The following is a 16,034-nucleotide window of genomic DNA, read 5'->3' as shown; positions in this document are numbered from 1 at the left end:
GGTTTATGGATGAATGTCGTTAATTTTAGTTTGGAAGAGCTTGTAAAATTAAAACAGTTTCAGGAGCAGAAAAATTATCCGGCGGTGTACGGGTATATGCATGAAATTGTGACCCGAGAGATAAAGGCCTCGCAGGATCCAACAGCTCTTGCGGAAATGAAGTCCATCGCCACATGGCTGGATGCTGCAAAATCGATTAACTCAAACGACCGAACGTTTCAAAGTGATGTTGTTCGTGGCTCCATGAAATTTGCAGTGGCGACGACAGGACGGCTTTTAACGGATGCCAATTTCCAAAAGGCCTCGGATGACTTAGCGTTAGAGGTTTCTACGCATGTGCTGGGTGCTAGAGGGATGCCGCCCATTCAGGAGATTATTAACGCAGACGTCAATTCGGCTGTGCAGGGGTTAGATCTCCAACGCTGGAACTGGGCTGGGACTATCGGTGACGTTCTTTGGCCAGTGCTTGGCGGGTTGGGGCACGATTATGTGCAGATAACCGGTGATTCCAAGGCCGAATACAGCAAGCATCTTGTTATCGCAGTCCTGCAGAACTCTGCTGGTATCAACCGCTTTCTGGACAGAGACACGCCACTCGACTCTTATCCAAAGTGGAAGCTCGCTCGTGAAATGGGTAAGTTACTTCCAGATGTTCTTTACCGTCTTTTTGACGGTTCGGCGGATGCGCCTGTCAGTGTGCCCTTGAACCCGGCATCTACAAACTTGATCAACATCGACATCAACCCATCCCCCAACCCCAACAACACATCCAGGGCGAAAGCAAAGCCCAGCAAGACGTCGCCACCGGCTTCATTCAAAACTCGGCGACGCACAACGTCTTCGCCGTCGGCGGGATGCTCAACAAAACCGATTTCACCTCTACCCAAATGGCCAGTCTTGCCTCTGGCGGTATCCGCCCTGGTGAGATGCAGCTGGACCCCAACGCTCGCCCTAACACTTACCTGTCGCAGTTCTACCCGACCCCGAGCGCGACCAAGCCGGATTTCAGCCTGCGCAGTGCGGTCACCCTGAACGGTTTGTCGGCAATGTCGACGTTCAACACCTATGTCGACCCGCTGCTGCTGGACCTGACCGGCAATGGCGTGCACATGACCGATATTCGCGACGGTGTGCTGTTTGATACCGACCACAGTGGCACGCTCAAGCGCAGCGGCTGGGCGGATCGCACCACGGGCATGTTGGTGATTGACGATGGCAGTGGTCAGGTCAAAGACGTCAGCCAGATGTTCTCCGAGTATTACGACGGCAAGGTCGGCGTCAACGGCGCGGCGGGCGAGGCAAAGTTCAAGGACGGTTTCGCGGCGTTGGCCAGTGAAGACGCGAACAAGGATGGCGTGATCGATCAGCGCGATCCGATCTGGAGCAAGTTGCGCGTCTGGGTTGACGGCACGCATGACGCCAAAGTCGATGGCGGTGAACTCAAGACGCTGGCCGAACTGGGAATCACCCAGATCAACGTCCGTGCAGTGGCATCTCCTCAAGCTGAGATGCGCGACGGTAACAAGGTGCTCGCCACCGGTTCGTTCACGATGAATGGCAAAAACCAGGAAGCGTTGGCGGTGGATTTTCTGGGGGATCCGGTCAGCAATGTCGTGACCAGCCAAGGCACCGGTACGCGGGTGACCTCGACCACCAGCGGCAGCAACAGCCGCACCACCAGCGCTTATGCCAGCCAGAGCACCACCGGTGAAACCCTGGATGCGGCACAACTGGGCGTGAACAACCTGTATGGCGGCAGCGGCGACGATACCTTGATCGCGGCGCCGGCCGGTGGTTGGCTGGTGGGCGGGGCGGGCAGCAACACCTACAACGGCGGCGTGGGCGATGACGTGTTTGTCATCAGCGCCTCGGACAACCCGACCAACATCCAAGGCAATGGCGGTCACGACACGGCGATTATCGTCGGTGACAAAGGCGTCGTGCTGAACATGGCCCGCGCTGGCCTGACCATCGCCCAAGGCGGTGGCGGCAACGACACGATCATGAGCGGTGGCATCGGCAGCGCCTTCATCAAGGGCGGTTCGGGCAACTCGACGCTGGTGGGCGGCTCGGGCAACGACGTGCTGGTCGGCGGTACCGGCCACAACACCATCATCGGTGGCAGCGGCAAAGCGGTGATTTATGCCGGGCCCAAGGGCGACACCATTTATGCCTCCGAAGGCGGCAGCATCATCCATGCCGGTGGCGGCGCCGATAAAATCTTCGGCGGTGCCGGCAATGACATCATCGAAGTCGGCCACGGCAACGCGACCATCGACGGTGATGGCGGGATCAACCTGGTCACGCTGCACGGTACCCATGGCGACTACCGTATCACCCGCACCGCGACCGGTTATGAAGTGGCCGACAAGGTCGCCGGGCGTGACGGCACGGTGACGCTGAGCAACATCCAGAAGCTCAACTTCTCGGACATTTCCGCCGTTGACCTGCTGACCCCCAACGCGATGCCAGTGGCGGATGTGCTCACGCTCGACAAGGCCGGCAAGGCGTTCGATCGCACGCAGGCGCATCTGATCAGTGCTGAAAGCCTGTTGGCCAACGATCAGCGCCTTAACAGTCAGGGCGCGCTGCATATTGCCAACGTCGGTGACGCGGTCGGCGGCACGGTCAGCCTCACCGCCCAGGGCGATGTGTTGTTCACCCCGGACGCGCGTTACACCGGTCTGATCAGCTTCAAGTACGGTGTGGCCGATGCGGCGGGTAATCTGTCGGCGTCGGTGGTGGACCTCGGCAGCGGCCAGACGGCGCCGATGCGTGCCGGTGTGACCCTGCTGACGCCAGAGGTGCCGCTTGATCCTTTGGCGGCTCAGCAATGGTACTTGAGCGACACCCATGTGCTGCCGGTCTGGAAGGACTACACCGGCAAAGGCGTGCGCATCGGTCAATTTGAGCCGGGTGGCCAGTTCGCCACCGCGCCGGAAATCTTTGATGTCGCGCACCCTGACCTGGCACCGAATATCGATCAGGCCTGGCTGCAAACGCAAAAGACCAACGGCACCTTGCCGGGGCTGGTGTCCAACCACGCCACGATGGTGGCGGGCGTGATGGTCGGGGCGAAGAACGGCATCGGCGGCGTGGGCGTGGCCTACGACGCGAAACTCGGTGGTTATTACCTGGCCGGCAAGGGCGACGACCTGGCGGGTCTGGGGCACATGGTCAGCTTCGACATTGCCAACAACAGCTGGGGCTTCAGCAATGACTTCGCCCTCAGCAGTTATCAGGACGGCCACTTCACCACCGCCACTGCGCTGAGCATGAATGCGCAGTACGCGGCGAGTAACGGTCGTGGCGGCCTGGGTACGATCATCGTTGCAGCGGGCGGCAACAGCCGTGCTACCGGTGGCAATGCCCAGGGTTCGCTGACCAACAACAATCGCTTCTCGGTAGAAGTGGGGGCGATCAACGCACAGGGCGATCTGTCGACCTTGCAGATTGGCTCCTCGCCATTTTCCAACCCGGGTGCGAGCCTTCTGGTGTCAGCACCGGGCAGCAATGTCGTGTCCACCAGCCACATGCTGGAAACCGAACGCGGCTCCACGTTCGGCAACGATTACTCCAGCATGCAAGGCACCAGTTTTGCCGCGCCGATTGTCTCCGGCATTGTTGCGTTGATGCTCGAAGCCAACCCGAACCTGGGTTATCGCGATGTGCAGCAGATCCTCGCGTTGTCGGCGCGCAAGATCAACGACCCGTCCACCCAATGGAGCGATAACGCTGCCCACGGCTGGAACGGTGGCGGCATGCACACCAGCAACGACTACGGTTTTGGTGAAGTCGATGCACGGGCCGCCGTGCGCTTGTCCGAAGCCTGGATGACCCAGAGCACCAGCGCCAACGAGTTCGTCTACAGTGCCTCCAGCGGTGCGCTCGGCAAGCCGTTGGCCGCGGGCGCGACGCTGACATCGTCCATCGCGATGCAGGCCGGTTTGAATGTCGAGCACGTCGAAATCGACTTTGATGCCCAGGCCGGGCGTCTGGGCGATCTGACGCTCAAGCTGATCTCCCCCGATGGAACCCAAAGCGTGTTGCTCAATCGTCAGGGCAAAGTCCCGGATGGCATGCCGGGCGCCAGTGCCTCCGACGTCGGCAGCACGCAGTCCGGGTCGTTCAAGTACACCTTCATGTCGACCCATGACTTCGGTGAGCGTTCGGCGGGTAACTGGACGCTGCAAGTAACCGATTCGGCATCCGGTCTGCCGGTGACGCTCAACGCCTGGTCGCTGCGTTTGTACGGCAGCAAAACCACGGCGGACGACACCTATTTCTACACCGATGAATACCTCAAGTCGGTGGTCGGGCAGGCTGATCGCGTGGTGCTGGATGACGCGGTCAATGGTCTGGCGGGCGGGCGCAATACCCTCAATGCGGCGGCTGTTTCGGGGGATACCTCGGTCAACTTGCTGACCGGTGTCGCCAGCATCGGCGGCGCGGCGTTGACGGTGAAAGATCCGTCGGGCATTCAGAACATCGTCACTGGCGATGGCAACGACACACTGGTGGCCGGCAATTCCGATGCCTTGCTCGACGGCGGGCGTGGCAACAACACGCTGACGGGCGGTGCGGGCAAGGACTTCTTTGTGGTCCATCGCCGTGAGGCGGGCAGCGATACCCTCGGCAACTTCGAGGCCGCTCGCAGTGAAATCGTCGATCTGGTGGGCTTTGCAGGGAAGACGTCCGCGGATCTGGTGCTAACGCAGCAGGGCGCGGACGTCAAGGTGGACCTGGGCAAGGGCCAGAGCCTCATCCTGAAGAACCAGGCGCTTGCCGGCCTCAGTGCAGCGAACTTCAAGTTCCAGGACACTTTTGTCGCGCCGACAGCTTACGTCAACAGCGACGCTTCGGCGGTCAAGCCGCAAGAGGGGCTGGGCACCGTGGTGCTTAACGGTGGCAGCAAAGGCGTGATGTACAGCAGCGATGCCCAGGGCAAACCGTTGGCTTCGCTCAACGGTACGATCTACAGCCATGACAGCGCGACTTCGGATGTGTTCGTGGTGGCGGCCCAGTCTGGCGTCAAGGATTACAACAACGCCTTGCGCGGGTTCCGTCACGGCATCGACAAGATCGACTTGCGCCAGACCGGCGTCACCGATTTCAGTCAGTTGATCATCGAGCACAAGAACCGCGCGACCTTCAATGGCCTGACGCAGATTCACGGGGTGTATGTGACGCGCATCGGTGCCCAGGGCAGCGATTCGAATACCAACCTGCTGTATCTGGATGCGCTGGATGTGGCGCAGATCAGTGCGACGGATTTCCTCTTTGCCGACCCTGCACCGGCTGTGGTGCCAACGGTCGGACCAGTGCCACCGGTGATCGAGCAGCCGACGGTCACCGTACCAGGAACGCTGACGCCGATTGTCGAGCGCCCTGGCGTCGACAAACCTTCGGTAGTCGCGCCGCTGCCTCCCATTGACCTGCACCCGACCATCAGCGTCCCGACCATTGATCCGGTGCTGCGACCTTCGGTCACGATTCCGGATTTCAAGCTTCCGGAAACCAAGACGATTGAGCAGATCCTGGCAGAGCGCGGTGTCAACCTGAACCCGACAATGCCGGAGCATAAAACCATCGAGCAGATCCTCGCCGAGCGCGGTGTCGGTTCGCTGGTGCCGTCGAAGGTGCCGGACATCGGTCCGGTCGGGCGGGATGTGGGCGGGCGTGAGCCGGTTGATATTCCGAGACCACGGCCGATAGTCATTCCGGATATCCCGACGATCGATATCGCTCATCGCGACCTTGATATCCCGACGCGTCGACCAGTCACCGTTCCAGACCTCGCGAGTTTGCAAGATCCGCGCCTGAAGATCGATGACATCTGGGGCGCCGGGCAAACGGCGGACACCACGTTTGCGTCAATCCGGGACAGAATCCGTGGCGGTTCAACACCTTCGACAGCGGACCCTCTGCCGGTCGCCACCGACCCCAACGTCATGACGGTCAAAGGATTCTTCGCCAATGTCACCGTGGGGGACGAGAGCAAGACTATCAACGTGGAGGCGTCCAGTGCCAAGGTGGTTGCCGGCAACGGTGACAATAAGGTGAATGTGACGGGCGGTCGGGCTGAGATCACGCTGGGTAATGGCAACAACGTGATTGCAGGCGACGTCAGCAAACTCACGGTCGGCCATGGCAACAACACCCTTACCAACACCGGGTCCTTCACGGCGGTGAAACTGGGGGATGGCAATAACAAGGTCCTGGTGAGCGGCAACATGCCGACGGTGGAAGTCGGGCACGGGGTCAACGACCTTGAGTTCAGCGGGGGGATGGGGCAGTTGGTGTTCGGTAAGGACATCAGCCCCGATCGTCTGTGGTTCCAGCACGAAGGGCGGGACCTGCAGATCTCGGTCATTGGCAGCAAGCAGGAGGTCACGCTGCATAACTGGTATGCCGATACCCCAGAACGTCCACGCGACATCATGACTGGAGATCGCCATCGGTTGTTGGGCAGTGATGTCGAGCACCTGGTCCAGGCCATGGCGTCGTTCGCGCCGGCGGCACCTGCAACCATGACCTTCGGTGCTGCCGAACAACAGGTATTGCAGCCTGTGCTGGCGGCCAACTGGACGTAGCTTCACGTTAGCCCGGTAACACGGCCCGCGATGGTTATCGGCGGGCCTTCGACCGTCTCGTTCGAGACCGGTCATGGCCTCATGAGACCCCTTTGTGGCCCCGGAGCCCTCAACGCCAGACCCGGTGAATCATCTATTTGCAGGAATCGTCATTTCTTCTGGAAGACGACATCCTGCGATTTCTTAATCCCATTGCTTCCAGTTAATAGGAAGCATTACTATTCACGCCCCGTCTTCACAGCACATCGCAATGACCCCCAAGCTGCCCCGCAGACACGGCTTTTTCGAGCATTACGAAGAGTTGGTCGGGACCTGGACCCGTCGCCTGAGAAATCGTCAGCAGGCCGAGGACCTGGCCCACGACACCTTCGTGAGGGTGCTTGAGTCCGATTCGGCGACGGTCGCACAACCTCGGGCGTATTTGCACCAGACCGCGCGCAACATCGCCGTGGATGGTTATCGGCGGGAGGATCGGCGGAGCGCCATGGAGTCGGAGGCGATCGATCACAGTGTGTCGTCGTCCGGCGACCCGGAGCATTTCATGCAGGCGATCCAGTTGGCTGACTCCATTGAACGGGCGCTCACCGAGTTGCCGGTCAACTGCCGCAAAGTGTTTGTCTGGCAGAAGATCGAAGGCCTGACCCAGGCCGAAATCGCCGAACGCCTGGGGCTGTCCAAGAACATGGTGGAAAAGTATATGATCCGCACGCTGCGGCATCTGCGCGACCGCCTTGACGGATTGCAGCCATGATCGGCGGTGCCTTTTCATCCCCAGCCAAACAGGAACTTCCATGATGGATACTCGTGATTGTGCGTGCGGGCAAACAGCGGTTCGCGACGATGCGGCGCGGTGGTTTGTGCGTTTGCAGGAACCTGCGATCAGTGTCGAAGAGTCTCGGCATTTCGAAGCCTGGCTGGACGAACACCCTCAGCATCGCGATGAATTCCAGTTGCTCCAGGGCTTGTGGTCGGCAGCGGATTTGCTGCCGGCGGCGCGTCTGCAAGCCTTGTGTGAAACCCCGCCGGTGCGCAGCAAGCGTCGTCCGCTGGTGCGTTATGCGGTGGCGGCCAGCGTGTTGGCCGTCGCGCTCGGCCTGGGGTTGTTCAGCGGTTTGAATCACCCGGCGATCTACACCGCCGAATTTTCCACGGCCCTGGGCGAGCGACGTCATGTGGCGTTGCCGGACGGTTCGGTGATCGACTTGAACAGCCGCAGCCGCGTTGAGGTGCGCTATGAGAACGACCGCCGCAGTATCGAGCTGACGCAGGGCGAAGCGATGTTCAGCGTCGAGCACGACGCCCGCCGGCCCTTTGTGGTCGAGGCGGGCAGCGGCAAGGTCACGGTTACCGGCACCCGTTTTGATGTGCGCCGCGACACCGCCCAAACCCGGGTCGTGGTGGAGCAGGGTACCGTCAAGGTTCAGGGCCACGCTGCGGCGGACAGCGATTTCATCAGCCTCACGGCCGGTCTTGGCACGCACATCGATGCCCAAGGAAAAGTGGCCGCTGCCTACGCGGTCAATCCTGCCGAGCTGACCGCCTGGCGCAGCGGCAAACTGGTGTTCAGCAACGCCAGGCTCAGCGACGTCGCCGAGGAAGTTTCGCGCTATCGAGAGAAGCCGCTCACCGTCGGCAACGACAAAGTGGGCAATCTGCGTCTGACCAGCGTGTTCAAATCCGACAACACCGACGCACTGCTCAAGGCCTTGCCGAGCATTCTGCCGGTGGCCGTGCGCACCCTCGATGACGGCAGTCAGGAAATAATTTCAAAATAAATTCAGGTTTTTTTCGAGTTGATCGTCTTCCTGTCCAACTGCAACTGGTTTGCATTAACAGGCGCACACTCTTGCGATCCACAGGACTACGTTCGACGTGAAAAAATCCACCGCTAAAAACAATAAATCACCTTGGTTACGCCTCGCTCTCGCCCTGGCTGTCACTGCGGCACTGCCCCAGGCTTTTGCCGCCGAGGCGATCCGCATCCCGGCGCAACCCTTGGGTCAGGCCCTGAGTGAACTGGGCCAGCAAACTTCGCTGCAGGTGTTCTTCAGCCCTGAGCTGGTCGCCGGCAAACAGGCCCCGGCGGTGGACGGCAACCTCTCACCGGAAGAAGCTCTGCGCCAACTGCTGCAAGGCAGCGGCTTGCAATACCAGATCGACGAAGGTTCGGTCACGTTGATGCCGGCTCCGACTTCGGCTGCCAACGGCCCTTTGGAACTGGGCGTGACCGACATCAAGGTGGTCGGCAACTGGCTCGGTGACGCCGATGCCGCCGTGGTGCAGAACCATCCCGGCGCCCGCACGGTGATTCGCCGTGAGGCGATGGTCGAGCAAGGCGCAATGAACGTCGGCGACGTGCTGAAGCGCGTGCCCGGTGTGCAAGTGCAGGACGCCAACGGCACCGGCGGCAGCGACATCTCCCTGAACGTCGGGGTGCGCGGCCTGACTTCACGCCTGTCGCCACGCTCCACCGTGTTGATTGACGGCGTGCCGGCAGCGTTTGCCCCGTACGGCCAACCGCAATTGTCCATGGCGCCGATTTCCTCCGGCAACCTCGACAGCATCGACGTGGTTCGTGGCGCCGGCTCCGTGCGTTACGGGCCGCAGAACGTCGGTGGCGTGATCAACTTCGTTACCCGCGCGATTCCGGAAAAAGCCACCGGTGAAATCGGCTCGACCCTGGAAACCTCCCAGCACGGTGGCTGGAAGCACATCGACACAGCGTTTCTCGGCGGCACCGCGGACAACGGCATCGGCATGGCGCTGCTGTACTCGGGCGTGAACGGCAACGGTTACCGTGAACGCAACAACGGCAACGACATCGACGACGTGATCCTCAAGACCCACTGGGCACCCACCGATGTCGACGATTTCAGCCTCAACTTTCACTACTACGACGCCAGCGCCGACATGCCCGGCGGCCTGACCCAGGCGCAGTACGACGCCGATCCGTACCAGTCCGACCGCAACAACGACAACTTCAGCGGCCGCCGCAAGGACGTCTCGTTCAAGTGGGTACGGCAGATCGACGACCGCACCCAGGCCGAAGTGCTGACTTACTATTCCGACAGCTTCCGTGGCAGCAACATCGCCGCTCGCGATCAGAAAACCCTCGGCTCGTTCCCGCGTACTTACTACACCTTCGGGATTGAACCGCGGGTGTCCCGTGTGTTCGATGTCGGCCCGACCACCCAGGAAGTCAGTGTCGGTTATCGCTACCTCAAGGAAGGCATGCACGAAGAGGCGAGCCGCCTGGCGCTGGTCAACAACGAGCCGGTCGCGACCAGGAGCTCGGACGGCCATGTGTATCAGGACCGCACCGGCGGCACTGAAGCCAACTCGGTGTACGTCGATAACAAAATCGACGTCGGCAACTGGACCATCACCCCCGGCATCCGCTTTGAACACATCAGCACCGACTGGCACGACCGCCCGGTGCTCGACACCGCCGGCAGACCGGTGCCGGAAAAGAACCGCAGCATCGAAAGCAACGAGCCACTGCCGGCCCTGAGCGTGATGTATCACGTGTCGGAGGAGTGGAAGCTGTTTGCCAACTACGAAACCTCGTTCGGCAGCCTGCAGTATTTCCAGCTCGGCCAGGGTGGCTCGGGTGACGAACCCGCCAATGGCCTGGAACCGGAAAAGGCCAAGACCTACGAGGTCGGCACGCGCTACAACAATGATGTGTGGGGCGGGGAAGTGACGCTGTTCTACATCGACTTCGATAAAGAGCTGCAATACATCAGCAACGATGCGGGCTGGACCAACCTCGGCGCGACCACGCACCAGGGTCTTGAAGCCTCGGTGCATTACGACATGGCGGCGCTGGACCCACGGCTCGATGGCCTGACCGCCAATGCCGGCTTCACCTACACGCGCGCCGTTTATGAAGGCGAGATCCCGGGCTTCAAGGGCCGTGACCTGCCGTTCTATTCGCGTCAGGTGGCGACGGCCGGCCTGCGTTACGACATCAATCGCTGGACCTACAACCTCGATGCGTTTGCCCAGTCCAAGCAGCGTTCGCCGGGCGTGGCGGTGAACGCTGATGGCAGTTTCAGCGGCAACTACATCACCGAAGGCACTGCGGACGGCCAGTACGGCGACATCCCGGGCTACGTGACCTGGAACGTACGCGGCGGTTATGACTTCGGCGCGACGCTTTCGAACCTGAAAGTCGGTGCCGGGGTGAAGAACATTTTCGACAAGCAGTACTTCACCCGTTCCAGCGACAACAACTCGGGGATGTACGTTGGCGCTCCGCGCACGTTCTTTGTGCAGGCTAGCGTCGGGTTCTGAGACCGAGGTGACTTCATCGCGAGCAGGCTCGCTCCCACACTTGATCGGCGTCGAACACAGACAGTGTGTGCACCGACGATTCCTGTGGGAGTGAGCCTGCTCGCGATGCTTTTAGACCTTCAACACCTTCCCGCCAATAGACACCGCCACCAGCAACACCGCCATCAACCCGAAGGCAAAACTCAAACTGCTGCCATGGGCGATAAACCCGATCAACGCAGGCCCCGCAAGAATCCCCGCATAACCCAGTGTGGTAATGGCCGGTACGGCGACGCTTTCGGGCATCACCGTCTGTTTGCCCACGGCGGTGTACAGCACCGGCACAATGTTCGAACAACCCGCTCCCAACATTGCATAACCCACCAGCGCCGCTTCCCAACTCGGGGCGAAGGTCGCTACAAACAGACCCGCTGCGGCCGTCAACCCACCGAACACAATCACCCGCGTGGCGCCGAGGCGACGCACGATCGAATCACCGGTCAACCGTCCGACGGTCATGGTCAGCGCAAACGCCGCGTAACCCAGTCCTGCATAAGCGGTGTCGATCCCGCGTTCCTGCGCCAGGAACACCGCGCTCCAGTCGAGCGCCGCGCCTTCGGCGAGGAACACGATGAAACACATCCCGCCGATGAACAGCACGATGCCATGGGGAACGGCAAACGCCGGCCCCGAACTTTCGCTGCCGTAAGGCAAGAGGTGCGGCGCGGCCTTGGCCAGGGCGATCAGCAGCATCACGATCACCACCAGCGTTGCTCCCAGCGGTGAAACCCCGAAGCCGAGCAGGGCGCTGACGCCCGCCGCACCCACAATCCCGCCGAGGCTGAACAGCCCATGGAAGCCCGACATCATAGTCTTGCCGCTGGCCCGTTCGACGATCACTGCTTGCAGGTTCACCGTCGAATCCACCGTGCCAAGGCCCGCGCCGAACATGAACAACGCAGCAATCAACGCCGGAATCGACGTCACCGTCGCCAGCAGCGGCAGGGCCGCGCAGATCAGCAACACCCCGGCGCTCACCACCCGGCGACAACCGAAACGCGTGGCCAGAAGACCCGCCAACGGCATCGCCAGAATCGACCCCACCCCCAGGCACAACAGCAGCAAACCGAGCGTCCCTTCATCCAGCCCGGCCCGAGCCTTGGCATAAGGCACCAGCGGCGCCCACGCAGCGATGCCGAAACCGGCGATGAAAAAGGCGATGCGCGTGGACATCTGCTCCAGGCGTCCGGGAACAAATGCGGTTTGGGTGTTGAGGTTGGTCATATCAATCCTTGGCAAAAGCGTCGCGTACCCAAGGGACAGTGATCGACCTGTAAGGGTTCGATATCCAGTCCGCGGGATTGGCAGTCAGGCAGGGCGCCATCGTTGCACAGCGTGACCCTCTGCCGCGAGCGCAAGTGCCGTCAATGTCCGGTTGGAGGCGATATGGACCATCCCCCTCAGGCTTTATTCGATGAAGGGAAAGATTGACGGTTGAAATAGCGTTGATGCATTTTTCAGGCACTTTCTGGCTGACTTCAGGACCGAACCATGACGCCGTTCTACGATGCTCGAGGCAATATCTATGCGGTTGTGGCGCCTGACGCCGTGCGCCGGGCAGGTATGGATTTACCCGCGCAGGCCAGTCGCGCTGCGCAAACCCGCGCGGCATGGACGGTTTCGGCTATCGAGGCTTTTTGTGGCTGGGCACCCGGTACACAACCGCCGGGTAGCAAGGATCATCGTTGCGATGGCTTGCTGATCGGGCCATTTCAAGACTCGCCACCGTTTGATCTGCTGATCGTCAACACCGACGGCACTCTGGCCGAGCGCAGTGGCAACGGGCTGACGATTTTCTCTCAGGCCCTGAGTGAGCAAGGGCGGCTGCCTGGGGATGAGGTTTGTTTGCTCAGGGTTCATCACGACAAGGCTGATGCGGTTTCGCCAGTGGGTACTTCGGTGAAACCGGCCGAGGTCGAGGGTGTGAAAGGGTTCTGGCTGGATTTGGGCAAACCCTCATTCGGGCCTGACGCGGTGGGGGCAAAAGGGGTTGATGACGTGCTGTTGAACGATCGCGATGTCAGCCATGTGCAGGCGTTGTCGGCGCTTGATTTCTCCTGGTCGCGCAGCCAGTTCGTGCGTATCGGCAATCCGCATTGCGTGACGCTTTTGGAGAGCGCCGATGCATTACCAAGCAATGAGCAAATGCGCGAACCGGAGTTGTCCGAAGGGCTGACGCGTATCGCTTACGCCATGCCGGCCGGGACAGGAGAGCCGTGTGCTGCTGGCGTGAATCTGCAATGGGCGATGCTTGAGTCTGAAGGGCGAGTCGTCGCGCGGGTATTCGAGCGCGGAGAGGGGCCGACAGCGTCGTCGGGTACCAGCGCCAGTGCGGTGGCTTGCGCGGCGTGGCGGGTGGGGTGGGTCAGTGCCGGGGAGGTGAAGGTGGTCATGCCTGGCGGTACGGCGCCGATTCTTCTGGAGGAAGAGCAGGGTGAGTTGAGTCGGGTCAGGTTGTTCGGCACGGCGCGGTTGATGGATTGAATTCAAGATTGCCTTCGCGAGCCTGCTCGCGAAGGCGTCAGCCCAGCCAACGCAAATCTCAGCTCTGATCGCCGAAGAACTCGACCACCGGCATCTGCCGCTTCATCAACACCTTGCCATCGCGCACCGAATACAGCGGCAGGCCCTGGCTGCGGATCACTTCGTAATCGCTGTCCGCCGACAGAATCAGCAAATTCGCTGGCCGCCCGCGTTCCAGTCCATAACGATCACCCAGGTTCATGGCTTTGGCACTGTTGTCGGTGACCAGGTCCAGCGCGCTTTGCAGGTTGCGGTAACCGAGCATGTGGCAGATGTGCAGGCCGGCTTCGAGCACCCGCAAGATATTGCCGTTGCCCAGCGGATACCACGGATCGACGATAGAATCCTGGCCGAAACACACGTTCATGCCCGCTTCCAGCAACTCATTCACTCGGGTCACGCCACGGCGTTTCGGGAAGTTGTCGAAGCGCCCTTGCAGGTGAATGCTTTCGGTGGGGCAGGAGACAAAACTGATCCCCGAATGCCCGAGCAGGCGAAACAGTTTGGCGCAGTAAGCGTTGTCGTAAGAGCCCATGGCCGTGGTGTGGCTGGCGGTGACCCGCGAGCCCATGTCGCGGCTGCGGGCTTCTTCAGCCAGCACCTCAAGAAAGCGTGAATGCGGGTCGTCGGTTTCATCGCAATGCACGTCCACCAGGCAACCGGTGCGCTCAGCCAGGTCCATCAGGAATTTCACTGAGCTCACGCCTTGATCGCGGGTGTACTCGAAATGCGGAATGCCGCCGACCACATCGGCGCCCATGCGGATCGCTTCTTCCATCAGGTCCCGACCGTTGCGGTATGACTCTATGCCTTCCTGCGGGAACGCAACGATTTGCATGTCGATCAGGTGACGGCTTTCCTCGCGCACTTCGAGCATCGCCTTGAGCGCGGTGAGCTGCGGGTCGGTGACGTCGACGTGGGTGCGCACGTGCTGGATGCCGTGGGCAGCGAGGGTCTGGATGGTTTTCTTCGCGCGGGTTTTGGTGTCCTCTTCGGTGATGGTCACCTTGCGCTCGCCCCAGCACTCGATGCCTTCGAACAGCGTGCCGCTCATGTTCCAGCGCGGTTCGCCGGCGGTGAGTGTGGCGTCGAGGTGGATGTGTGGCTCGACGAAGGGTGGCACCACCAGGTTGCCGCCGGCGTCCAGATCATCGGGCCCCAGGGTCGGGGCTTCGGTCTGTCGGGCGATGTTGCTGATCAGGCCGTTTTCCAGGTGCAACTCATGCAGGCCATCTTGGTTGCGCAGGCGGGCGTTGATGATGTGCATCAGGTGAATCCTTTTATAGATCTTGTAATGGTGCGTCGGCAGTACGGGCACCCAGCACGCCGGTCAGTACTACATACGTTAACGCGGCTGCGGCAATCCCTACCAGCGGCGCGACCCACGGTGAACTGAACGCAGCCACGGTGCCGACTGCGTAAGCGGCCAAGCCAGACCAGTTGAACGCCGGCAACCGGGCGTCGGCCAGACGTGGATATTGACCACGATAGCGGTAGAAGAAGTCCGCCATGATCACGCCGCCAATCGGCGGAATCACGGTGCCCAGCAAAATCAGGTAGGGCACCAGCAGGTCGTACATGCCCAGCAATGCCAGCAATGTGCCGATCACCGCGCCCGCCAGGGTCACGGTTTTGCGACGGCCGGTGCGCAGCAGGTTGCAACCGGCGACGGCGAAGTTGTAGATGGTGTTGTCCTGGGTGCTCCAGATATTGAGCAGCAACATCGCCATCGCCGCCATGGCGAAGCCTTGCAACAGCAACACTTCGACCACGTCCGGTTGCTGGTAGACGATGGCGCCATAAGCACCGATCAATACCATCAGGCCGTTGCCGATGAAAAAGCCGATCAGGCTCGCCAGCACCGCGACGCGTGCCGAGCGGGAGAAGCGCGTCCAGTTGGTCGCCTGGGTTGCACCGCTGACGAAGGTGCCGAACACCAGGGTAATCGCGGTCGACCAATCCAATGTTCCCGTCGGGACTACTGCGAGCAAACCGTCGAGCCCGCCGACCTTCATCGTGGCGACCCACATCGACAGCATCAGCAGCAACATCATCACCGGTACGGCGATGTACGACAGAATCTCCAGCCCGCGATAACCGACATACGCGGTCGCGCAAAACAGCAGGCCGAACAGCACCATCAGCCCCAGAACGGTGCCCTCGCTCAATTCGAAATACTTGCCCAGCACCACGGCGGCAGTGGCGGTGCCCCAGGCGTACCAGCCGATCTGGGTAAAGCCGAGGATCAGATCGCTGAGCTTGCTGCCCACTTCACCGAAGCAAAAACGTCCCATCAGCACCGAATTCAGACCGCTCTTGAAGGCGATGTAACCCAGGCCGGCGGCGTAAATCCCCAGCAGCAGGTTGCCGACGACGATCACCGCCATCATCTCGCCGAAGCTGAACGCCACACCCAGCTTGCCGCCGGCAAACATGGTCGCGGTAAAAAAGGTGAAACCCAGCAGGACCATGGCCGTTGAGGCCAGGCCCTTGCGGGCATGCATCGGGACTTCGCTGAGGGGGTAATCGTTGCCGGGATCGTTCTGCGTCATGGGGCGTTCCTTGCTGAATGAGTGACGCGGG

At 61.0% G+C, this 16,034-nt stretch carries 9 protein-coding genes; 6 read left to right on the top strand and 3 right to left on the bottom strand.

Annotated elements, in window-relative coordinates; all coding sequences use genetic code 11:
* Nucleotides 1-9 precede the first annotated feature (9 nt).
* The 5 genes from BLW70_RS31220 to BLW70_RS25130 all read left to right on the top strand — a co-directional run bounded on the left by BLW70_RS31220 (nucleotide 10) and on the right by BLW70_RS25130 (nucleotide 10,889).
* Nucleotides 10-1,032, top strand: coding sequence for a hypothetical protein (locus BLW70_RS31220; protein WP_235865025.1), 1,023 nt, complete (start codon nucleotides 10-12; stop codon nucleotides 1,030-1,032).
* On the top strand, nucleotides 927-6,593 hold the full coding sequence (locus BLW70_RS25145; protein WP_235865050.1) for a S8 family serine peptidase: 5,667 nt from the start codon (nucleotides 927-929) through the stop codon (nucleotides 6,591-6,593). The genes BLW70_RS31220 and BLW70_RS25145 overlap by 106 nt, the downstream gene beginning before the upstream one ends.
* A gap of 250 nt (nucleotides 6,594-6,843) precedes the next feature.
* On the top strand, nucleotides 6,844-7,344 hold the full coding sequence (locus BLW70_RS25140; protein ID WP_074878590.1) for a sigma-70 family RNA polymerase sigma factor: 501 nt from the start codon (nucleotides 6,844-6,846) through the stop codon (nucleotides 7,342-7,344).
* Nucleotides 7,345-7,384: 40 nt separating this feature from the next.
* Nucleotides 7,385-8,368 carry a FecR family protein gene (locus BLW70_RS25135; protein ID WP_074878588.1) on the top strand — a complete coding sequence of 328 codons (984 nt, stop codon included), beginning with the start codon at nucleotides 7,385-7,387 and terminating at the stop codon, nucleotides 8,366-8,368.
* Nucleotides 8,369-8,465: 97 nt separating this feature from the next.
* A complete protein-coding gene (locus BLW70_RS25130) occupies nucleotides 8,466-10,889 on the top strand; it encodes a TonB-dependent siderophore receptor (RefSeq protein WP_074878586.1) in 2,424 nt (807 codons plus the stop codon).
* Nucleotides 10,890-11,000: 111 nt separating this feature from the next.
* On the opposite strand, the gene BLW70_RS25125 is transcribed toward BLW70_RS25130, so the two are convergent.
* Entirely contained in the window at nucleotides 11,001-12,152 is a 1,152-nt protein-coding gene (locus BLW70_RS25125) for an MFS transporter (RefSeq protein ID WP_074878584.1), read from the bottom strand.
* A gap of 267 nt (nucleotides 12,153-12,419) precedes the next feature.
* Between BLW70_RS25125 and BLW70_RS25120 the strand changes: the two genes are divergently transcribed.
* Complete coding sequence (locus BLW70_RS25120) at nucleotides 12,420-13,412, top strand: diaminopimelate epimerase (RefSeq protein WP_074878581.1); 993 nt, start codon at nucleotides 12,420-12,422, stop codon at nucleotides 13,410-13,412.
* A gap of 58 nt (nucleotides 13,413-13,470) precedes the next feature.
* Here BLW70_RS25120 and codA read toward each other — a convergent pair whose 3' ends face one another.
* Nucleotides 13,471-14,718, bottom strand: coding sequence for a cytosine deaminase (gene codA / locus BLW70_RS25115; protein WP_074878579.1), 1,248 nt, complete (start codon nucleotides 14,716-14,718; stop codon nucleotides 13,471-13,473).
* Nucleotides 14,719-14,731: 13 nt separating this feature from the next.
* A complete protein-coding gene (gene codB / locus BLW70_RS25110; protein ID WP_074878577.1) occupies nucleotides 14,732-16,003 on the bottom strand; it encodes a cytosine permease in 1,272 nt (423 codons plus the stop codon).
* Nucleotides 16,004-16,034 lie beyond the last annotated feature (31 nt).

The organism is Pseudomonas frederiksbergensis (assembly GCF_900105495.1).
GTDB lineage: Bacteria > Pseudomonadota > Gammaproteobacteria > Pseudomonadales > Pseudomonadaceae > Aquipseudomonas > Aquipseudomonas frederiksbergensis.
Note: the sequence above shows the minus strand (reverse complement) of the source record. Positions and strands in the feature narration are given on the sequence as shown.